This window comes from Streptomyces sp. NPDC005925, assembly GCF_040638805.1.
Lineage (GTDB): Bacteria > Actinomycetota > Actinomycetes > Streptomycetales > Streptomycetaceae > Streptomyces.
This window is the reverse complement of record NZ_JBEXVL010000007.1, coordinates 182,763-201,597: the sequence shown is the minus strand read 5'-3', so window position 1 is coordinate 201,597 and position 18,835 is coordinate 182,763. Positions and strand designations below refer to the sequence as shown.

The window sequence follows — 18,835 nt, the reverse complement described above, 5'->3', positions numbered from 1 at the left end:
GTCGGTTCTCCTGTCCTGACGCGGGTCCTGAGGTGAGGAGGGCGGCGGAGCGGTGCCGCGGAGAGCGGCGGCGGAGCGTGGTGGTGCGCGGAGGTTTCACCCACCCGAGACATCTGCCCTTCCCAGGACCTCCGCTACCTTCGCGACCGCCCGATGCGCGTCGAGTTGTCGCAATACGGGTGCCAGGTGGGCGCTCGGCCGCGCCGAGGCGATGTCGGCGGACAGTTCCAGCGCGCGGCCGACGACGACCGCCGCCTCCTCGGGTTCACCGGCGGTGAGGTACGACCGGGCGAGCCACGACAGATAGATGCTCTTGTCGCGTGCGTGCGCGTCGTCGTACCGGCCGATCGCCTTCTCCAGGACGGGTACGGCCCGCAGCGGGCGCTGGAACTCCGTCCAGCAGCGGCCGGCCATGACCTGCACCTCGGTCTCGTCGACCCACGTCGCCCAGTCCGGCTGCGGACCGTCGATCTCGGTGAGCGCCGCCTGGGCGGCGTCCAGCGCGCGCTCGGCGGCACACGGTTCCCCGGCCGCCGTGTGCGCCCAGGCCAGCCGCGTGTGGAGCAGGGCCCGCACCCCGGGCGGCGCACCGGCCCCCGCCTCCGTGACGGACCGGACGGCCAGCTCCAGCCCGCCCCGCGGATCCCGCAGGAGGTGCTGGTAGGCGAGAAAGGCGAGCGCGTTCCCGGCCAGCGGCATGTCACCGGCCTCGACGGCGGCCCGGTGGCTCACCCGGTGCAGGTCCGCCGCGTCGGCCTCCCGTCCGGCGTCGAAGGCCGCCCAGCCCGCCTGCTGTGCCTGTTCGGCGAGTACGGAGCACAGCGCGCGCCCGGTCGCCTCGGTGTGACTGGTGTCGCGGATCAGCGCCTTCGTCGCCTGGTACTCCCCGAGGTACACCTTGTAGGTGTCGCCGCCCCCGAGCACGGTGTCCAGACGCCGCAGACGAGCCGTCCGCTCCCGTAATCGCTGCGGATAGTCCCTGCCGACCCGCCCCGCGGGCGGACGTTCGAGACCGCTCAGGGCGGCGGCCAGACCGGCCCCCGCCGCCGCCCCGAACCCGCGACGCGTCCCGCAGCCCGCGCCCCCGCCGTCGGTGCGGGTGCCGACGGCGGCCTCCCAGGGACGGGGCGCCAGGCCGACCAGATGACCGGGAATCCGCAGCGCGTCGGCGATGCGCACGATCTTCTCGTACGTGGTGACGCTGCCCTCGCCGCGCGCCAGCGCGCCCACCCGCTCCGGCTTGATGCCGCACTGCGCCGCGATCCTCGCGTAGCTGATCCCCGCCTGCTCACGCGCTACGGCGAAGACCGCACCGAAGTCGTGGGCCGCGAGCGCGGCGCGCACCGCCCCGCGCTCCAGAATCGCCGCCGGAAGCGCCGTACAGAGTTCGTATGCCGTCACCGGACGGCCCGCCCCGCGGACGGCAGTTGTCGGTCTCGCACGGCCGGGAGCCTACCCGTCATGGGGGTCCCTTTGTGGGGGAAGCGGAACGATACGCCCATGCTGGAACATGTGCCTGTTTAGTCCGTCCGGCACCTCGCCGAACGGGTCGGACGCACGTACGACCCCGGAATGCGCGACCGCCGGAACGTACGGCCTTCGGAACGCCGGAACAGACGAGTCGGACCCACGAACCAGAAACGGAGCGCACGAACCGTGCCATTTCCAGCCTCGACCCAGCCCGGACGCGAGACCGTCTGTACGGCGTGTGCATGTTCGGCGCCGGAGCGCCGAACCGCCCGGCCCCCGCGCGTGACGGCGCCGGGGGCCCGTGTGCTGTCGCGGGACGTCTCGGCCATGCGGAACGTCGCGATCCTCTTCCTGACCTGTCAGGAAGTGCCGCGGTACGAGGCGGTGCAGCGCCGGGCGCACGGTTTCTGCCGTGACCTGTGGCAGCTGATCCCGCTGATCGAGGAGCTCGCGGCCCAGCGCCCCACGGGCGATGTCCCCGGGGAGCTGGCCCTGGCGGCGGTCGGCGAGGCGCGCCGGCGCCTGAACCTGGCCGAACGCTGCGGACTGGACGCCGAGGTGGAACGCGTCCGCAGACTCGCCCGGTCGGTCGGCTCGCTGTGCGACCACTACGACGCCCTCACCGCGGTCGCCCTCGCCGAGCCGGTGGCCAACTGACGGGGCGCCGGGACACGTGGGCCCGAGCCACGGTCCGGGCCGGCACGACACTTCCCCGCGTGCCGACCCGGACCGTGGCCGTGCCATGTCCGGTCAGCGCCGGGCCGTTGCCGTCCTGCCGTGCCCCGGCAACGACCGGCAACGACCGGCAACGACCGGCATCGAGCGGCAACGGCCGGCACGGCACAGCCGGCGCAGCGGGGTCGTGCCGGCCGCCGCCCTGAGGTGCCGGGCCAGGTCCCGCGCGCTCGTCCCTGACCGGCGGGCCGGATCCTCCACGGTCAGCGGCCCGTCGAGGCGTTCGAGTACCCAGGCAGCGGCGCCACGGCCCGGCGGGTCCGCTTCACCGGCGGCCGCCCGACTCATCGCCGTGCGAGGCCGGGTGACGGCTCGCCGCCGGGTGCCGCACACTGCGCGGATGATGGTGATGCAGCCCGTGCTGGAGACGTACACCCGCGAAGGCTTCGACCTGTGGCCAGTGGCCGAGCGCGAGCCGTACGGCTTCCTGACGCTGGACGGAACGCTGGGCGCGGCAGAGATCGGCACGGCGGTCATGCGCATCGCCGACTGCAACGACATCGACCCCGAGGAGGACGGCCGCCCGCCGCGCCCCGCCGACCCCCGGGGGAGCCTTCTGCACGGGCTGCTCACCATGGACCCGCTCTACGCACCCGGCGGACTGCGGATCACCGACACCGCCACGGGCACGAGCCTGGTGCCGGGCTGCTGCCAGGGCATGGACGACAGGCGCGACTGGTGGAACGTCGTCGACGGAAGTGGCCGGGCCGGCTTCGGCCACGACCCCTCGCCGTGGGCCGAACGCCGGGGCGACGCCGTACGGCTGACCGTCGACGCCGAACGCGACGACAGCCCGGTGATCGAACTGCCCGTCACTGAGCTGCGCCACCTGCTGACCCGCGCCGAACGCGACCTGAACGACTTCCTGGCCCTGGCGGCGGCCTGGGCGGCCCGCCACCTGCCCGACCACGCCGCCCCCGTGACCGCCGCCCTCGGCAGGGCACTGGACTGCGGCACGGCGCGGAGCGCGTGAGAAGCCCACGCCGAGCGCGGACCGGGGGACCCGGGCACGGCCCGAGGACATACGCACCCGCGTACGTCCGGCGTCAGTCCACGGTCGGCCACGTGTCCGCACGGGGCGACAGAACCGCGGCGACCACCGCCCGTGACGACCCCATGACGTCCGCCAGGAAGTTCCAATGGCCGAGGCCGAGGCGGCGCAACGCCCGGCCGTGGTCGACGGTCACGACGAGCGAGGCGGCGAGCAGCAGAACCTGCCACAGCACCATCACCGGTCGGCGCACGGGACGGGGCAGTTCGGCGAGGGAAGTGTGCAACCGCAGGCAGTGGAAGGGGACATGGCGCTCCTCGTCGGCCAGGATGCGCCCCGCGACGTCCGAGGTGAGCGCGTCGCCGGCGCCGTCGCGCAGCGCGCGGTAGTAGCGCAGCGCCACCACCTCCGCGATCATCAGCACCAGCAGCTCCAGACGCAGTCCCATCAGACGCCGCGACCGTACGAAGACCGTGTCGCTCCAGTGGCCGTTCAGCGTCGGCATGCCGCCCGCGTCCAGCAGCCGGGCGAGCAGACGGGCGTGGTTCTGCTCCTCGGCCACGAAGAGACGGACCGCCCGCGCGTAGTCGGCGTCGCCGGCCGCGTCCGCCTTGCCGACGAGATTGGCGCCGTCCCCGTCCTCGCCCACCTGGAAACGCTGAACGCTCGCCCACACCGCCCGGTGCAGTGCGGCGCCCCCCGCCCAGTCGGGGTCGCCCTGGGCGTGCCTGCGCTCCCGCTCGTCCTCGAACTGCCGTACCCATGTGTCGAACCCGCCCGTACGCACCGGGGTTCCCCTCTCCGGGGCACGGCCACCGTGCCCCGGAGAGGGACGACGCCGATCACGTCCGAACCGTTCCGTTCCCGGACGCGTCGTCAGGCGGGCGTCTTTCCCGGCCGTGCGGTCTCCCACGACGGCGTCGCGGAAGGGGAGCGCGGCCGAGAGAGCGATCGTGACGAGGAGGCCGCTCGCCCAGGGGGACCGGGGTCGCCGGCGGACGTGCCGAGTGTGGCAGCCGGCTTCTCAGGGTCTGAAATGGTGCGACAGGCGCTGACCCGGTAGCCCTTGGGCATGGAATCCCCAGTGCCGAGATGAGTGCATCTGATTTACGGGTTGGTCCCGGACGAGCGTCGGCGGCCGAGAACGAGGCTTGTCAGCGTCGTGATCGCCATGGCGCCGATGCCGACCAGCGCCGCGGTGGTGTAGGCGCTGTCGTCGGGGAAGAGGCGGCCGGGGCCGGTGCCCGCGGCGAGGATCAGGCCACCGATGGCACTGCCCAGGGAGTACCCGACGCTGCGGACGACGTAGTTGAAGCTCATGGCGCTCGACGTCTCGCTCTTGGGGGTGGCGGCCAGGATGACGCCGGGCATCGCGGCCGAGAAGCCGCCGACGCCGAAGCCGAGCACGCCCATCGCCGCGAACAGTTCGGCCAGGTCCGACCGGGCCGCCGCGAACAGGGCGAACCCGCCGCCGACCACGACGGCGCTGCCGGCCAGGAGCAGGGGGCCGGCGATCCGCGTCCGGACCCGCGGCGTGAGTTTGCCGGCGACGAACCCCAGCACCGAGAACGGGATGAGGACCAGCCCGGCGACGAAGGTCGTCAGCCCGAAGCCGTAGCCGGCGCCGTGCGGCGTCTGCGCGTACCGGGTGATGAGCGTGAGCAGGAGGTACATGCCGATCGCGCCGACGAACATGGCGAGGTTCGCCCCGGCGACCGCCGGGTGCCGCACCGCCCGCACATCGACCAGGGGCGTCGTGCTGCGCAGCTCGATGACGACCCAGACGCAGAGCAGCACCACCGCGACGACGGCGAGGCCCGCCGCCACGGCGAGGTGCCGCCTCCACAGGTACCGTTCGCCGGCCAGGAACAGCACCAGGAGCAGCGCAGCGGCCAGGACGACCGCGCCTGTGACATCCACGCGGGCGGAGCGGCCCTCGGGGGCTTCGGGCATGGAGCGCCACGCGGTCAGGAGGGCGGCGGCGGTGACGACCAGGCCGAGGCCGTAGGCGGCCCGTACCCCGCCGAGCTCGGCGAGCAGCGCGGCCAGCGGGTAGCCGACGCCGGCCCCGATGATCGAGACCACCGAGATCAGGGCGATCACGGCCGCGCTGCGCTCCTCGGGGAGGTGGTCCCGGGCCACGCCCATCATCAGCGCCGTCAGCCCTAGCCCGACGCCCTGGGCCGCCCTCCCGGCCAGCAGCCACGCGAACGGCAGCGGCAGCACGGTGAGCGCGCTGCCGGCGACGACGACCGCCAGCGTGGCGAGGATCGTGGCCCGCCGGTGCGGGCCGGCTCCGAGCCGGCCCAGGACGGGCGTGGCGACGGCGCCGCTGAGCAGCGCGACGGTCAGCGTCCACTGCGCGCTGCCGAGCGAGACGTGGAACGAGGTCGCCACGCTGGTGATGAGCGGCGTCCCGAGGCTGGCGACCGCCGCCACGACCAGAGCGATGAACAGCAGGGCGGGGACCAGCAGCCGCGCCTCGGAACGCGCCACCGGGGACGCCTTCACCGCGCCGCCGACCGGCTGCCCGGTCACTGCTTCGGCCCTTCACGGTCCTGGCTTTCGAGCTCTGCCAGATGCTCCAGCGCCGGAAGGGCCGCCACCAGCGCCTCGACCTCGTCGCCGGTGAGCTCGCCGATCAACCGCTCGAACGCGTGGACGCCCGCCTGGCGCCGCGTCCGGACGTAGGAGGCGCCGGCCCCGGTCAGGCACACCAGTGTGACCCGCTTGTCGGACGCGTCGCCCCGCCGCTCGACCAGGCCGGACTCCTCCATCACCCGGACCAGGGCGGTCATCGCGGGCTGGGTGACGCCCTCGACCGCGGCCAGATCGGTGATGCGCCGCGGGCCGGTCCGGTCCAGGGTGGCCAGGGTGGCGGCGGACGTCAGGCTCATGTCCCGGGGCAGGCGTCTCGCGGCCCTGGTGGCCAGGCCGTAGAGGGCTGCCCCGATGGCGGCGGACACGCCAGGAGTGGTGTCTTGACGACTCATGCTCGAAGCATAGCTTTTTTATATTCATTATTTATGAACATGCCTCGACTGGCGCGGGCGGCCTCGACCGCACCCGCGACGGCCGGCCGGCCGCTCACCCTGTCCAGCATCGTCGACCATCCGTGAGGAGCGCGGAGTTCGGTCGCCGGAGCGGCGCCGTGGCCTGCCCCCTTCGCCAGCCTGGGCGTGGGCAGCGCCCTGGCCTCCGAGGCGGTGCGGCGCGCCGAACCGGGGTGTGACCGGGATGCGCGTCAGAGCGGCAGCGAGATGATCTCTCGCCTTCAGCTCCTCGGCCGGCACGGCGAGTTCGATGCCGAGGCCGAGGCGCCTGTGCTCGTGGGCGACGAGGGTGACGGCGACACCGAGGAGCGGATCTCCCCGGCGAGCTTCACGGCGGCCTCCAGGTCGGGACGCTTGGTGGCGCGGGTGGGGATCTTCTCCCTGTTCCGTAGGGACCGGTAAGTGCGGGTCAGTGGGTGGCCGAGCTTGGACTGACTAGATCCTCCGTCACGGGCAGGCACTCGGAGAGAAGGTCGACGAGGTCGCGCCAGGCTCGCTGCGCGTGCCGTGGGTGGTAGCCGACGCCGGGGACCACGGCGTGGTCGACCGGCGGGTGGTGGAAGGCGTGCAAGGCGCCGCCGTAGACCACGAGGCGCCAGTCGACGCCCGCGGCCTGCATCTCGGCGGTGAACGCGCCCCGTTGCGCGGGCGGCATGATGGGGTCTTCCGACCCGACACCGGCCCACACCGGGCAGCGAATGCGCGCCGCCTCGCCCGGTCGGCCCGTGGTCAGCGCGTTGACTGTCCCGATCGCGCGCAGGTCCACGCCGTCGCGCCCGAGTTCCAGCGCGATCGCACCCCCGGTGCCGTAGCCGACGGCGGCGATCCGGTCGGGGTCGGTCCGCGGTTCGGCGCGGAGCACGTCGAGCGCCGCGTGGCCGACGGCCCGCATCCGGTCGGGGTCGGCGAGCAGCGGCATGCAACGGGCCAGCATCTCCTCGGGGTCGCCCACATAGCGCCCGCCGTGAAGGTCGAAGGCCAGCACCACGTATCCCAGCTCGGCGAGTGCATCGGCCCGGCGGCGCTCGACGTCGCTGAGCCCCATGCCCTCTGGCCCGAGCAGCACCGCGGGCCGGCGGGAGACTCCGGCCGGGAGTGCGAGGTGCCCGGTCATCGTCAGACCGTCGGCCGGGTACTCGACCGTGCGCGTGGTAATCGTCGTCATGAGACTGGACTCTAGTGATCGCCCCGGTCCGGCCCAGGGAAAACCACTGGACAGGACGTACGCCGGGGGCGAGCGTGAGGTGGATGCAGCAGCAGGAGATCTGGGACGCCGACACCGCCCGGCGCTACGACACACCCGGCACCGGAATGTTCGCACCGGAGGTACTGGAACCGACGGTGGACCGTCTCGCCGCACTCGCGGGCACCGGCGCGGCACTCGAGTTCGCCGTCGGCACGGGCCGGGTTGCCGTTCCCCTCGCCGGGCGGGGAGTCCCGGTCGCCGGTGTCGAGTTGTCGCCGCATATGGTGGAGCGACTGCGCACCAAGGCGGACGAGACGTCGATCCCCGTGGCCGTCGGCGACATGACGACCAGCGTCGTCCCCGGCGAGTACACCCTGGTCTACCTCGTCTACAACACGATCTCCAACCTGCTCACCCAGACCGCGCAGGTCGCGTGTTTCCGCAACGCCGCCCGTCACCTCACGCCCGGCGGCCGGTTCGTGGTCGAACTGTGGGTGCCCGAGCTGCGCAACCTCCCGCCGGGGCAGGCGGCCACCGTCTGGCAGTCGGAGCCCGGATACATCGGCCTGGACACGTACGACGTGCTGAACCAGCTCGTCGAGTCGCACCACTTCCGGTTCGACGACACTGAGCAGGCCCGCCTGTTCCGCAGCCCGCACCGCTACGTCTGGCCGGCCGAACTCGACCTCATGGCCCAACTGGCCGGATTCGAACTGGAGTCGCGGCACGCGGACTGGACGGGCTCCCCCTTCACCGCCGAGTCACGCTCCCACGTCTCCGTGTACCGCATCCCGGCAGCGCGGTCGACAGCAACCGCGACAGCGGCGCGCTGACAGACGTCACGCGCCGACGTGCCGACGAGCCCGCACCACCGGGCCACCTCCTGGAACGGCCGCGCCCGGAACCTGACCGCATCGCGTGGACGTCGGCGACAGCGGCCACGTCCACGTCACCGTCGGCCTGATCACCGTCCGGCCGCGCGGCACGGCCGTCCCCTTCTTCGATGGCACGGCCGCGCCGCGGGCAACTGGCAGCACACGGACGGGCGGCCCGTCGAACGGCCGCTCCCCGCCGAGGGCTCCATGGAGGTGTGCGACGGCAACAAGGGGCGCTTCCGCGGCATTCGGGTAGAACCGCCGCTCCGAGGCGGGCCGCACCCCTGGTGGGCGGGCACGGGGTGGAGCAGAATCCACTGGTCCCGTACCGCCCCCTCTTCTGCTCGCGCACTTCCGCCCGTTCACCTCGCTCTGGAGAAGGCATGAAGTTCAGACTCAGACGTCCCGCCCGCCCCGTCGCCCACGGCCGTGCCGCCGCCGTCCTGCTGGCCGCCGCGGTGCTCGCCACAGCGGCACCGGCGACCGCCGCGGACGCAGACGTGCCCGGCACGCGGGCCCCCGCGACACCGCTGCGCGTGGCGACGTACAACATCCACGCCGGGGCCGGCGAGGACGGCGTCTTCGACCTCGACCGCACCGCGCGGGCCCTGCGCGACCTGGACGCCGACGTGATCGGGCTCGAGGAGGTCGACGTCCACTGGGGCGCCCGCAGTGACTTCGTGGACGAGGCCCGGGCACTGGCCGGGAAACTCGGCATGCGGGTCTTCTTCGCGCCGATCTACGACATGGACCCGGCCGCACCGGGCGACGAGCGCCGGCAGTACGGCGTGGCGGTGCTGAGCCGCTACCCGGTGCTGGAGGCCGAGAACCACGAGATCACCCGCCTCTCCACCCAGACGCCCGGTTCCCCGCCGGCTCCGGCGCCCGGCTTCGCCGAGGTGACGGTCAACGTGCGCGGCGCGCACGCGCACGTCTACGTCACGCACCTGGACTACCGGGCCGACCCGTCGGTCCGGGCGGCCCAGGTCGCGGACACGCTCAAGGTGCTCGCCGCCGACGACGGGCCGAAGGTCCTGGTCGGCGACTTCAACGCGGAGGCGTCCGCCCCGGAGTTGGCACCGCTGTGGGAGGAACTGCGGGACGCCACGCACGGCGTCGGCGGGACCTACCCGGCCATCGCGCCGGTCAAGCAGATCGACTTCGTCACCGTCTCGCCCGACATCACGGTGACAGCCGCTCACGCGGTGGCGACCGATGCCTCGGACCACCGCCCCGTGGTCACGGACCTGGAACTCCACCGGCGCGGCGACTGACCCGCAGCCGGCCCGCACTTGTGGGTGACGGAGTGAGGCGGCGCCCCGGGGGCCGCCTCACCCGGCCGTCTCAGCCTCCGCTCACGCCGCCGCCCGGGCACAGGACGAGACGTACGGGCGGCACCGCGGCGGGCTCCGGCAGCCGCAGCGGCCGCCGCCCGGGCGTGATCGACCCCAGGACACTGGGCCCACGGGCGCCGGTGCAGGTGGGTACCGTCCCCGCCAGCCCGTGCACGGTGAGGAACCCCAGGACGGCGAAGGCATAGGCCTCCTTCGCCGCCGACGGCAGTCCGAGCTCGTCGGAGGTCCGCAGCGGGATGCCGCCGCCCAGCGCGACACGGAGCATGGCCATGAGGATCGGGTTGCGGGTCCCGCCGCCCGAGGCGACGACCTCGCTCGCCCCCGCCGAGCGGACCGCGTCGGCGACCGTACGAGCCGTCAGTTCGGTGACCGTGGCCACGACGTCCTCGACGGGGAGGGACTCGCGGCCGGCCAGCGCGTCCCGCAGATAGGGCCAGTGGAACAGTTCCTTCCCGGTCGTCTTCGGCGGCGGCTTCGCGTAGTACGGCTCGTCCAGGAGCCGCCGCAGCAGAGCGGCGTCGACGCTGCCCCGGGCCGCCAGGCGCCCGTCCTGGTCGTAGTCGAGTCGGCCCCCGGTGAGGGCGTGCACCGCCGCGTCGACCAGGGCGTTCGCCGGTCCGGTGTCGAACGCGACCGGACCGTCGGGACCGGCGGCGACGGTGACGTTGGCGATGCCCCCGAGGTTCAGTGCGGCGGGCACGCCGGGCCGGCCGTTCAGCCACAGGGTGTCGAAGACGCTCACCAGAGGCGCGCCCTGACCGCCCGCCGCGACATCACGACTGCGCAGGTCGGACACCACCGGGCACCCGGTGGCCTCGGCGATCCAGGCGGGCGAACCGATCTGCAGCGTGCCGTGCACCCGGCCGTCCTCGACCCAGTGATAGACCGTCTGCCCGTGCGAGACGACGAGGTCTGCGCGCCCGTCGCACACCTCCCGGTCGGCCCGGCCGGCCACCGCCGCGAAGGCCTGCCCGATCCGGGTGTCCAGACGGCACACGTCCCGCATCGTGGTCGCCGCGGGCGGCAGCGCGGCGGCCAGGCCGGCCCGCAGTTCCTCCGGGTAGGGCGCGCTCACCATTCCCAGCGGGGTGAGCAGGAGGGTGTCCCCCTCCAGCCGCAGATCGGCCGCCGCCGCGTCGACCGCGTCGTGGGACGTGCCCGACATGAGCCCCAGCACCCGCATGTCTCTCTCCCGATCTCTCCGGGCCCGTCGGGCCGTCTAGTCGCGCAGCGCCCGACGATGGTCGTCGCCGCGCAGGGTGAGCAGCGCGACCGCACTGACGACGCAGGTCACGACCACGTAGTACGCCGGGATGTCGATGTTGCCGGTCCGCTCGATCACCTCGGTGATGATCAGTCCCGCGCAGCCGGAGAACACCGCGTTGGACAGCGAGTACGCCAGACCGAGCCCCGTGTAGCGGGCACTGGTCGGGAACATCTCGGCGAGCATGGCCGGCCCGGGCCCCGCCATCAGACCGACAACCGCGCCCGCGACGAACACGGCGACGCCCTTCGCGGTCGTCGAGGCGCCCGAGTCCTGCAGCACATGCATGAGGGGGAAGGCGAGGAGGGCCACGAGCACCGCGCCCGCCGTCATCACCGCCCGCCGCCCGACCCGGTCGCTGAGCACGCCCGCCGGGATGATGGAGGCGGCGAACCCGAGGTTGGCGAGGACCGTGGCGACGAGGGCCTGCTGGAACGTGGCGTCGAGCGTGTTCTGCAGGTACGACGGCAGGACGACCAGGAAGGTGTAGCCCGCCGCGGACCAGCCCATGAGCCGCCCGGCGCCGAGCGCGATGGCCCTGGCCTGCTCACGTACGGGGGCGGGCGGCGCCGGGGTGCCCGCCCCCGCCTGCTTCGCAGCGGCTTCGGGGGTCGGGGACGGGGCCTTCTCGCCCCGGGCCCGCCGGAACGACGGCGTCTCCTCCAGCTTCAGGCGCAGCCACAGGGCGATCAGACCCAGGGGCAGTGTCAGCAGGAACGGCAGCCGCCAGCCCCAGTCGTGGAGCTGCACCTCGGACAGCGCACCGGCCAGCACGGCTGCGATACCGGCTCCGGCGAGCAGACCGAGCGCCACGGTGAAGGACTGCCAGGACCCGTACAGTCCGCGTCTGCCCCGGGGGGCGAACTCCGTCATGATCGAGACGGCCCCGCCGAACTCCCCTCCCGCGGACAGCCCCTGGACGATGCGCAGCAGCGTGAGCAGCCAGGGCGCCGCGGCCCCCACCGTGGCGTACGTCGGCAGCACGCCGATCAAGGTCGTCGCGCCGGTCATCAGCAGGATGACGATGATCAGCACGGGCCGTCGTCCCATCCGGTCACCGAGGCGCCCGAAGAAGGCCGCGCCGATCGGCCGGAAGAAGAAGGCGAGCGCGAAGGACGCGTACGTCTTCACGAGCCCTTCGGCGTCACTGCCGCCGTCGGGAGTGAAAAAGTTGGCGGCGATGATGGTGGCGAAATATCCGTAGACGCCGAATTCGTACCATTCGATGAAATTGCCCACCGACCCCGCCAGCAGTGCTCTGCGTGATCGCGGCGACGTGGCGGCCTCTTCAGCCTGATGCTGCAGACGCGGGGTCATACGGCGTCCCTCCATCATCGGGATGCCATGCGGACGGGAATGTTCCCCATGGGTGGCAGTTAGTTTCATCAGCGACAAGTGGCCTGTCAATAACTTTCACCCCGCGCGGCCCGGCGGTTACCGGCGGTCCGGCCCGACGGCCCGGCCTCGCGACGCGCGGCACCCCCGCGACATGAGTACTCGCCCTGGCGGCGTCGCGTGTTCTGCCAGGGCGAGCGGGGGACGTGCGGCTTCCCGCGCGGCCTGCCGGTGGCGGGCCGCGCGGGAAGCGGTGGTCAGCGGACGGTGGTGACCCGGTGCTCCTTCAGCGCGCCGCAGTTGGAGCCGTACACCGACACGTAGATGTTCTCGATGCTGCCGCCCCAGTCGGCGCAGTGACCCTTGCCGTAGGCGTAGGTCGGCCCGGCGTAGGAGGTGTACGTCCCGTAGTCGTAGTCGCCCTCCTCGCTGTCGGCGATGGAGATCCAGGCGGACATGTCCACGGCCGTGCCCGGGTTGCTGCGGATGGTCGTGACGCAGTTCATGCCGCTCGTGGCGTTGTACGTCAGGTACACGGTGCCCAGCGAGCCGATGGGCGCCGAGTTCACGGTCTGGTAGCCGCTGCCGCAAACGTTCTGCGGAGTGACGTTGGGCGCGGCCGAGGCGGGCGCCGCCAGGGCCGTGGTCGTGCCCAGCGCCAGCGCGGCCAACGCTGCGGCGGCCATGGCAGAACGGGTGAATCGCATATTTCCCCCTTGTGAGGCTTGGAGCCGCTTGCTCCTACCTGGTGTGACCCGCAAGACATCCCCATGGTTGTACTGGATCTGTCAGCACGTCAGAAAAAAGGGAGAGGCCGTCAGGCCGGCCGGGACAGCAGAACGCCGGGTGCGGGACAGGCCCGCACCCGGCGAAGTGATGATCGGACGGTCAGCGACCCGTGCTCACGGCGCTGTGCAGGGCGGCGCGGGTGCGGGCCGCCTGCAGCACGGACAGCAGGACCTGCTTGCTGGAGTACCGGTCCCGCACGTCGCACAGGACGACCGGGGTCGTCGGATCCAGCGCCAGCGCCGAACGCACCTGGTCGGCCGAGCAGTCGCGGCGCCCGTGGAAGCAGTTGACACCCACGGCGAACGGGATGCCACGCTCCTCGAAGAAGTCTATTGACGCGAACGACGACTCCAGTCGCCTGGTGTCGGCGAGGACGACCGCGCCCAGGGCACCCACGGCCAGGTCGTCCCACATGAACCAGAACCGGTCCTGACCCGGGGTGCCGAACAGGTACAGCACCAGGTCGGGTGCGATCGTGATGCGGCCGAAGTCCATCGCGACGGTCGTCGACGACTTGCCTTCCACACCGGACAGGTCGTCGATGCCGAGGCTCGCCTCCGTCATGCGCTCCTCGGTCTCCAGAGGAGGAACCTCACTCACCGAGCCCACCATGGTGGTTTTGCCCACGCCGAAGCCGCCCGCGATGAGGATCTTCAGCGCGGTCGGCATGACCGGCTCAGAGTTGACGGATACCATCCATCACCCTTTCGATGAGTTCCACGCTCGGCCGGCTCTCCCGCCCCGGTGGTGACTGCACGATGATCAGCTCGGACTCGAGCAGATCACCGCACAGCACCTTCACCACGCTGATGGGCAGGTCCAGAAAGGCAGCGACCTCGGCGAGCGCCATGGCGCGGTCCCGGCAGAGGTCCATGATCTGAGCCGCTTCCGGCTCGAGATGACCATGCTCGGACTTCTGCTCGGACCGCGCCACTATGAGTGTGATCAGTGTGAACGCGTGCTGGCTGTGGCGGGTGCGCCCGCCCGTGATGGCGTAGGGCCGTAGGTAGCGCCCGGCATCAGGGCCGTCGCGCCACCGCGGCTCACGCATCGTGGATGGAGCCGTCAGGGGACTGTACGCGCGGTGCCGCCGACAGGTATTGACCCACCTGCTTGACGAGTGTGCCCATCTCGTACGCCATCATCCCGACGTCCACCTCCTGCGAGGCGAGCGCGGCCAGTCGTGCGCCCTTGCCCGCCGCCGTGACGAAGAGGAACGCCTTTTCCATCTGGATGACGGTCTGCTGGACCCACCCGCTGTGGAAGTGACGCGCGGCGCCGCGGGCGAGGCTGTGCACACCCGAGGCCACGGCGGACAGGTGCTCGGCGTCGTCGCGGAGCATCTCCTTGGACTTGCCGATGAGGAGGCCGTCTCCGGTGAGCACGATAGCGCAGCGGATCTCCGGAATCCGGTCCACCAGGGCATCAAGGAGCCAGTCCAGTTGAGGTCCGGTGTGTACCTGCTCAGTCATTGCGAATGCGTTCCTCACAGTTCGTGGGCACTGGGTCCTGCCGAATCGTCCTGCCGCCCGTACTCACCGGGTGGCTCGTCGTCCTGGGCTGTCCAGGCCCGCTTCAGCCCTTGGTGGATGGCGCTCATCGCGCGGGCCGACGCGGCGGGGGAGATGGTTTCGTCGTCCTCGTGCCGGTCGTTGCCCTGCGTCGCCTCTTTGCGCAGCTGCTGTGCCAGGCTGGCTCCCTTGACCCGCTGCGGCAGAATCGAGGGAGTGCTCAGCGGACGGGGGGTCTCCGGCACCGGGGACGAAGGAGTGGCCGGCGGCCGGCCGGAGTCCCGTGGGGGAACCCGCCCGGGCGGCGGCGTCAGACCCTGGCCGGGCGGAGTCGCCCCTCGCCCGGACGGACCGGACGGATTCACCGCGTGACCGGACGGAGCCAGCCCCTGCCCGGACGGCGTCAGTCCCTGCCCGGACGGAATGGAGTCCCGCCTCGGGGGTACGGGCGCCTGCGTGGACGAGGCGGGCCGGGGCCGCGTGGCCCCCCTGGCCCGGCGCGGCAGACCCGACGGCCCGCTCGGCGCTGAGACGGGTTGCGCGGACGGCGCCTGCCGGTCCGGCTGCGGATCGCGGTAGATGGCGGAGGAAGGCATCGGCTGCTGGGCCATCGGCTCGGCAGGCTCCGGCGCCATGGGCGCGGGGTGATCCGACGGTGGGGGCAACAGGCCTGCACCTCCGTACTCGGGGAAACCGCTGCTGTCCGACAGCCGTGAGTGCGTGATGACGTCGCCCGCGAGCGGATCCTCGGGCGCGCCCACGAGTGCTTCGTGACGCACGGGCGGCCGGTCGGCGACGGCGGCCGGCGGGGTCTTGGGCCGGCCGTCGACGAGGGGACGGCCGCTGACGGACGACTCGAGCTGGTCGAGAACCGGAGAGGAGACCTCTTCCAGCAACTCCACGGGCAGGATCACCACGGCGAGGGTGCCGCCGTAGTCCGACTCGCGCAGGGAGACCCTGATGCCGTGCCGTTCGGCGAGGCGCGCCACCACGAAGTGGCCCAGGCGCGGGTCCTCGCCCAGCGCCGTCATGTCGACCTTCGGCGGCCGGGCGAGCAACTGGTTCGCGTGCTCGCGCTGCTCGTGCGGCATGCCGAGGCCCTGGTCCTCGACGTGCAGCGCGAGGCCCTTGCCGACCCGGTGCGCGCTGACGACCACCTGCGTGTGCGGCGGGGAGAAACTGGTGCCGTTCTCGAGGAGCTCCGCGAGCAGGTGCGTGACGTCGGCGACGGCCCGGCCGCTGAGCGCCAGCCGCCGGTCCGCCGGCGTGTTCCGCACCCTGACCCGGGTGTACTGCTCGGTCTCCGACACCGCACTGCGCATCAGGTCGGTGATCGGCACGGGTGGCGTCATACGACGGTTGGGCGCGGCACCACTGAGGATCATCAGGTTTTCCGTGTGCCGACGCACACGGGTGGCCAGGTGGTCGACCTTGAAGATGTCCTTCAGCAGGTCCGAGTCCTCGTGCTTGCGCTCGAGGTCGTCCAGCAGCGAGATCAGACGGTGGATCAGGATCTGCGCGCGGCGGATGAGCTGCGCGACGACCTTCTCGGTGCCCTCACGGCCCCGGGACTGCTGGAGCGTGGAGTCCGCGGCGACCTGTACCAGCTGGTCGATGGCCGCGGACAGCTGACCGTATTCGTCGGTCGTCTGCTGCATGTGCTGGGACATCGCGGCCGGGTCCAGCTGCTCGCCCCGTGCGCTGCGGGCCAGTATGTCGGGCAGCTTGGTCGCCGCCAGCTGCTGGGTGTTGGACCGCAGCTCGGAGAGCCGGCCGGTCGTCGAGCGACGGGAACGCAGGGCCAGCAACACCCCACCGACCAGAGCCGCGAGCGTGACCGCCGTGCCCAGGAGCGTGGCCAGCAGCAGTTCGTGGGAGCGGTCCTCGGCCTCGACGGTCAGCGCGTCCAGCGAGTCGCCGCCCAGGGTCTGGAAACCGCCGACCACCCCGTCGGCGGCCCTCGGCCAGGAGGTGGACGCCTGATCCGGCAGGGACTTGCCGTCGCCACCGCTGACTGCCTGCTCGACCGAGGTCACCGTGCCCCACTGGGCACCGCCGGTGATCTGCTGGTACATCGCGGCCGCGTCGCCGGGCAGGTCGTCCGTGGTCAGACGTGCCCGGACCGCCCGCTGGACGGCCAGGTACTGGGAGAACCGGGTGTGGTCCGCGGCGCTGAGCCGGCCGCCGGGCAGCGAACCGGCGAGGAGCGTGTCCTCGCGGGCGAGCATCTCCGTGATCTGCGCCAGGGAGACTATGGCTTCGGCGCCGGAGTCGAGTTCGCCGTCCTCGCTGTGCACGGCCGACGCCAGCAGGGTGAGGCCCTGATTGACCGCGTCGGTGAAGAACGCGAACGAGTCCCCCGTCGGCACGGCCCGGGAGTCGATGGCCCTGCGGTGGTCCGTCAGCGACTCCAGCGCCACGTCGAGCGCCCGGGTCTCCGACCGGAGGGCGCTCGTGTCGAGGGCGGAGGTGACGCGCCGGAACTGCGTGACGGAGGCGTCGGTCTTCTCGCGCGCCGAGTTGAGGTTCTTGCGTGCGGAGCTCGAACGGCCGGTCTGCCACAGTGCGGTGAGCCGGCGCTCCTCCTGCAGCCGCGTCAGCACCTCCTGCACCGGACGGGCGGCCGAAATGTGGTCGGAGTCCGTGTGGAGTTGGATCTGTTCGTCTACGAGGGTGGCCGCCGTATAGCCCCACAGTCCGCCCAGGCAGACAGCGGGGACGAGGAACGGGACGACGAACGAGGGTCGCAGAGTTCTGCGCGGAGCGGAGCGGTGACGTGGCCGCCGGTCGCGGGTGCCTGGCATCTGATTCCTCGTGCAGCAGCGATACACCGGTGTCTTGGGGGTGCGCAGCGCCGACCTTCCCCGCGCAGTGGCCTGGTGGCGCACTGTGATCGAGCATCGCGCGAGCTGCACGTTATCAGTAGCGTCGCGCAGCGTCACCTCGGGCCGAGGCAACTTGCGCTGTGCATCTGCGCAGTTGAGCGCTTCGCGTCCTGATGGGTCCGATGCCCGGTACCGACCGGTGCGTAAGTCCGTCACAGCAGGGCCAGCAGACGGGGAGTGTAGAGCGCGCCCGCGGAGGCTATCCCCGCCACCATGTCGAAGTAGATCGCCGTGAGTTCCGGGTCCGACTGCACGGCCCGCAGCAGCGACAGGCGCTGCTCGTGCGGGTCGAGCCGGGCCACGCCGAGCGTTGCCTCGTAGCCCGGAGTGAGATGCCGGTCGCGTTCCTCGGCGAACCGGGCGAGCGCCGCGTCCAGCTGTGCGGGGTCACCGCCCAGCGTGCCCTGCACCTCCCGCACCAGGGTCTCCGACTGCCAGAACGCGTCGCTGATGCCGCGGGCCGTGATGGAGTCCTTGTGGTGTCCGGAGTCGCCGACCAGGGCCCAGCCGGGTCCGGCGGCCTGCCGGAAGAAGTTCTGCTGGTCGCCGGTGCCGCGCAGGCGCTCCACCGGCTCACTGCCGCGCAGCCGGTCGCTCAGTGCGGGCGCCGTACTGCGGATCTGCTCCTGGTAGGCGAGGCGGGCGTCGGCGCGGACCTCGTCGAAGCGTTCCTGCGGGAAGTAGGCGAGGACCAGGGTGGCATCGTCGTTGGTGGGCACGGCGGCGACCCAGCCGCCGTGCCGCTCGTACAACTCGAGGCAGCCCGTCACGTCCGGCCAGTACGTGTAGTAGGCGCAGGTCAGCCGGTCGTCGTGCGCCGTGTACGGGGCCCCCACCGCGTCGGCGACGGCGGACCGCATGCCGTCCGCGCCGATCACCAGGGGCGCGCGTTCGGTGAAGGCCAGGCCGCCGTACGTGCCCTCGATGCCGACGACGCGTCCCGCCTCGTCCCGCAGCAGGCCGGTCACCCGGCAGCGCTCGCGGTACTCGGCGCCCGCCGCGACCGCCGCGTCGATCAGCAGGGGGTCCAGGACGCGGCGGCGCGGCGCGAAACCCTCGTGGTGCCCGTCCACTCCCCGGGCGCCCCCCTCGATACGGATGTCGGCGACCTCGTACCTCGTGTGCGTCAGCGGCGGGCACCCCGAGGCGCGCACCTGGTCGAGCAGGCCCCACCGGCCGAGCGCCGCCACGCCGGGCTGGTGGATCAGATGGGTGGAGAGGGTGTCGGAGCCGTACGTCCCCTTGTCGACCAGGAGTACCCGGTGTCCCGCTCGGGTCAGCAGCAGGGCGGTTGACGCGCCGGCGCAGCGCGCCCCCACCACGATGGCGTCGTACATGCGGATGCCTCACAACAGACGTGGATGAGTCGGGAAGGTGTGGGGGGTT

Annotated in this window: 18 protein-coding genes and 1 pseudogene; 5 read left to right on the top strand and 14 right to left on the bottom strand. The window is 72.3% G+C overall.

What is annotated here, in order from left to right; genetic code table 11:
• Positions 1-96: 96 nt before the first annotated feature.
• The gene (locus ABZ354_RS12275) at positions 97-1,401 is read right to left on the bottom strand and encodes a helix-turn-helix transcriptional regulator (RefSeq protein ID WP_358655707.1); all 1,305 of its coding nucleotides are present in this window, start codon (positions 1,399-1,401) and stop codon (positions 97-99) included.
• Positions 1,402-1,797: 396 nt separating this feature from the next.
• Between ABZ354_RS12275 and ABZ354_RS12270 the strand changes: the two genes are divergently transcribed.
• The gene (locus ABZ354_RS12270; RefSeq protein ID WP_358655705.1) at positions 1,798-2,127 is read left to right on the top strand and encodes a DUF6415 family natural product biosynthesis protein; all 330 of its coding nucleotides are present in this window, start codon (positions 1,798-1,800) and stop codon (positions 2,125-2,127) included.
• A 186-nt stretch (positions 2,128-2,313) separates the two neighbouring features.
• On the opposite strand, the pseudogene ABZ354_RS12265 reads toward ABZ354_RS12270, so the two are convergent.
• Positions 2,314-2,439: pseudogene (locus ABZ354_RS12265) on the bottom strand (AraC family transcriptional regulator); the annotation flags it as partial.
• 106 nt (positions 2,440-2,545) lie between these two features.
• On the opposite strand from ABZ354_RS12265, the gene ABZ354_RS12260 reads away from it, so the two are divergent.
• Positions 2,546-3,178 (top strand): hypothetical protein, encoded by a 633-nt coding sequence (locus tag ABZ354_RS12260; RefSeq protein ID WP_358655703.1) that lies wholly within the window; start codon positions 2,546-2,548, stop codon positions 3,176-3,178.
• A 73-nt stretch (positions 3,179-3,251) separates the two neighbouring features.
• On the opposite strand, the gene ABZ354_RS12255 is transcribed toward ABZ354_RS12260, so the two are convergent.
• The 3 genes from ABZ354_RS12255 to ABZ354_RS12245 all read right to left on the bottom strand — a co-directional run bounded on the left by ABZ354_RS12255 (position 3,252) and on the right by ABZ354_RS12245 (position 6,093).
• Positions 3,252-3,983 carry a ferritin-like domain-containing protein gene (locus ABZ354_RS12255; protein ID WP_358655701.1) on the bottom strand — a complete coding sequence of 244 codons (732 nt, stop codon included), beginning with the start codon at positions 3,981-3,983 and terminating at the stop codon, positions 3,252-3,254.
• A gap of 320 nt (positions 3,984-4,303) precedes the next feature.
• Entirely contained in the window at positions 4,304-5,734 is a 1,431-nt protein-coding gene (locus ABZ354_RS12250) for an MFS transporter (protein ID WP_358655699.1), read from the bottom strand.
• Positions 5,731-6,093, bottom strand: a complete 363-nt coding sequence (locus tag ABZ354_RS12245) for a MarR family transcriptional regulator (protein WP_358655835.1) — start codon at positions 6,091-6,093, stop codon at positions 5,731-5,733. The genes ABZ354_RS12250 and ABZ354_RS12245 overlap by 4 nt, the downstream gene beginning before the upstream one ends.
• 363 nt (positions 6,094-6,456) lie before the next feature.
• Here ABZ354_RS12245 and ABZ354_RS12240 point away from each other — a divergent pair, with 363 nt between their 5' ends.
• Positions 6,457-6,651: a hypothetical protein gene (locus ABZ354_RS12240; protein ID WP_358655697.1), complete on the top strand. Its 195-nt coding sequence runs from the start codon at positions 6,457-6,459 to the stop codon at positions 6,649-6,651.
• A gap of 7 nt (positions 6,652-6,658) precedes the next feature.
• On the opposite strand, the gene ABZ354_RS12235 is transcribed toward ABZ354_RS12240, so the two are convergent.
• A complete protein-coding gene (locus tag ABZ354_RS12235) occupies positions 6,659-7,414 on the bottom strand; it encodes a dienelactone hydrolase family protein (protein ID WP_358655696.1) in 756 nt (251 codons plus the stop codon).
• A gap of 83 nt (positions 7,415-7,497) precedes the next feature.
• Between ABZ354_RS12235 and ABZ354_RS12230 the strand changes: the two genes are divergently transcribed.
• Positions 7,498-8,268, top strand: coding sequence for a class I SAM-dependent methyltransferase (locus ABZ354_RS12230; RefSeq protein ID WP_358655694.1), 771 nt, complete (start codon positions 7,498-7,500; stop codon positions 8,266-8,268).
• Positions 8,269-8,693: 425 nt separating this feature from the next.
• Positions 8,694-9,584 (top strand): endonuclease/exonuclease/phosphatase family protein, encoded by an 891-nt coding sequence (locus tag ABZ354_RS12225; protein ID WP_358655692.1) that lies wholly within the window; start codon positions 8,694-8,696, stop codon positions 9,582-9,584.
• Positions 9,585-9,654: 70 nt separating this feature from the next.
• Here ABZ354_RS12225 and ABZ354_RS12220 read toward each other — a convergent pair whose 3' ends face one another.
• From ABZ354_RS12220 to ABZ354_RS12185, 8 genes are all read right to left on the bottom strand, one after another.
• Complete coding sequence (locus tag ABZ354_RS12220; RefSeq protein ID WP_358655690.1) at positions 9,655-10,848, bottom strand: anhydro-N-acetylmuramic acid kinase; 1,194 nt, start codon at positions 10,846-10,848, stop codon at positions 9,655-9,657.
• Between the two features lie 36 nt (positions 10,849-10,884).
• A complete protein-coding gene (locus tag ABZ354_RS12215) occupies positions 10,885-12,246 on the bottom strand; it encodes an MFS transporter (protein ID WP_358655688.1) in 1,362 nt (453 codons plus the stop codon).
• Between the two features lie 275 nt (positions 12,247-12,521).
• Complete coding sequence (locus tag ABZ354_RS12210) at positions 12,522-12,971, bottom strand: spore-associated protein (protein WP_358655686.1); 450 nt, start codon at positions 12,969-12,971, stop codon at positions 12,522-12,524.
• Positions 12,972-13,152: 181 nt separating this feature from the next.
• The gene (locus ABZ354_RS12205; protein WP_358655684.1) at positions 13,153-13,749 is read right to left on the bottom strand and encodes an ATP/GTP-binding protein; all 597 of its coding nucleotides are present in this window, start codon (positions 13,747-13,749) and stop codon (positions 13,153-13,155) included.
• Entirely contained in the window at positions 13,730-14,104 is a 375-nt protein-coding gene (locus ABZ354_RS12200; RefSeq protein WP_358655682.1) for a DUF742 domain-containing protein, read from the bottom strand. Before ABZ354_RS12200 ends, ABZ354_RS12205 begins: the two co-directional genes overlap by 20 nt.
• The gene (locus ABZ354_RS12195) at positions 14,097-14,525 is read right to left on the bottom strand and encodes a roadblock/LC7 domain-containing protein (RefSeq protein WP_279547413.1); all 429 of its coding nucleotides are present in this window, start codon (positions 14,523-14,525) and stop codon (positions 14,097-14,099) included. Before ABZ354_RS12195 ends, ABZ354_RS12200 begins: the two co-directional genes overlap by 8 nt.
• Before the next feature lie 14 nt (positions 14,526-14,539).
• Positions 14,540-17,368, bottom strand: coding sequence for a nitrate- and nitrite sensing domain-containing protein (locus ABZ354_RS12190; RefSeq protein WP_358655680.1), 2,829 nt, complete (start codon positions 17,366-17,368; stop codon positions 14,540-14,542).
• 233 nt (positions 17,369-17,601) lie between these two features.
• The gene (locus ABZ354_RS12185; RefSeq protein WP_358655678.1) at positions 17,602-18,786 is read right to left on the bottom strand and encodes an NAD(P)/FAD-dependent oxidoreductase; all 1,185 of its coding nucleotides are present in this window, start codon (positions 18,784-18,786) and stop codon (positions 17,602-17,604) included.
• Between the last annotated feature and the right edge of the window lie 49 nt (positions 18,787-18,835).

Excerpts from the sequence above, each read along its gene's own strand:
- ABZ354_RS12270 (WP_358655705.1), top strand. The coding sequence starts at position 1,798 with ATGCGGAACGTCGCGATCCTCTTCCTGACCTGTCAGGAAGTGCCGCGG.
- ABZ354_RS12260 (WP_358655703.1), top strand. The coding sequence starts at position 2,546 with ATGATGGTGATGCAGCCCGTGCTGGAGACGTACACCCGCGAAGGCTTC.
- ABZ354_RS12245 (WP_358655835.1), bottom strand. The coding sequence starts at position 6,093 with ATGAGCCTGACGTCCGCCGCCACCCTGGCCACCCTGGACCGGACCGGC.
- ABZ354_RS12240 (WP_358655697.1), top strand. The coding sequence starts at position 6,457 with ATGATCTCTCGCCTTCAGCTCCTCGGCCGGCACGGCGAGTTCGATGCC.
- ABZ354_RS12235 (WP_358655696.1), bottom strand. The coding sequence starts at position 7,414 with ATGACGACGATTACCACGCGCACGGTCGAGTACCCGGCCGACGGTCTG.
- ABZ354_RS12230 (WP_358655694.1), top strand. The coding sequence starts at position 7,498 with ATGCAGCAGCAGGAGATCTGGGACGCCGACACCGCCCGGCGCTACGAC.
- ABZ354_RS12225 (WP_358655692.1), top strand. The coding sequence starts at position 8,694 with ATGAAGTTCAGACTCAGACGTCCCGCCCGCCCCGTCGCCCACGGCCGT.
- ABZ354_RS12220 (WP_358655690.1), bottom strand. The coding sequence starts at position 10,848 with ATGCGGGTGCTGGGGCTCATGTCGGGCACGTCCCACGACGCGGTCGAC.
- ABZ354_RS12215 (WP_358655688.1), bottom strand. The coding sequence starts at position 12,246 with ATGACCCCGCGTCTGCAGCATCAGGCTGAAGAGGCCGCCACGTCGCCG.
- ABZ354_RS12210 (WP_358655686.1), bottom strand. The coding sequence starts at position 12,971 with ATGCGATTCACCCGTTCTGCCATGGCCGCCGCAGCGTTGGCCGCGCTG.
- ABZ354_RS12205 (WP_358655684.1), bottom strand. The coding sequence starts at position 13,749 with ATGGTATCCGTCAACTCTGAGCCGGTCATGCCGACCGCGCTGAAGATC.
- ABZ354_RS12200 (WP_358655682.1), bottom strand. The coding sequence starts at position 14,104 with ATGCGTGAGCCGCGGTGGCGCGACGGCCCTGATGCCGGGCGCTACCTA.
- ABZ354_RS12195 (WP_279547413.1), bottom strand. The coding sequence starts at position 14,525 with ATGACTGAGCAGGTACACACCGGACCTCAACTGGACTGGCTCCTTGAT.
- ABZ354_RS12190 (WP_358655680.1), bottom strand. The coding sequence starts at position 17,368 with ATGCCAGGCACCCGCGACCGGCGGCCACGTCACCGCTCCGCTCCGCGC.
- ABZ354_RS12185 (WP_358655678.1), bottom strand. The coding sequence starts at position 18,786 with ATGTACGACGCCATCGTGGTGGGGGCGCGCTGCGCCGGCGCGTCAACC.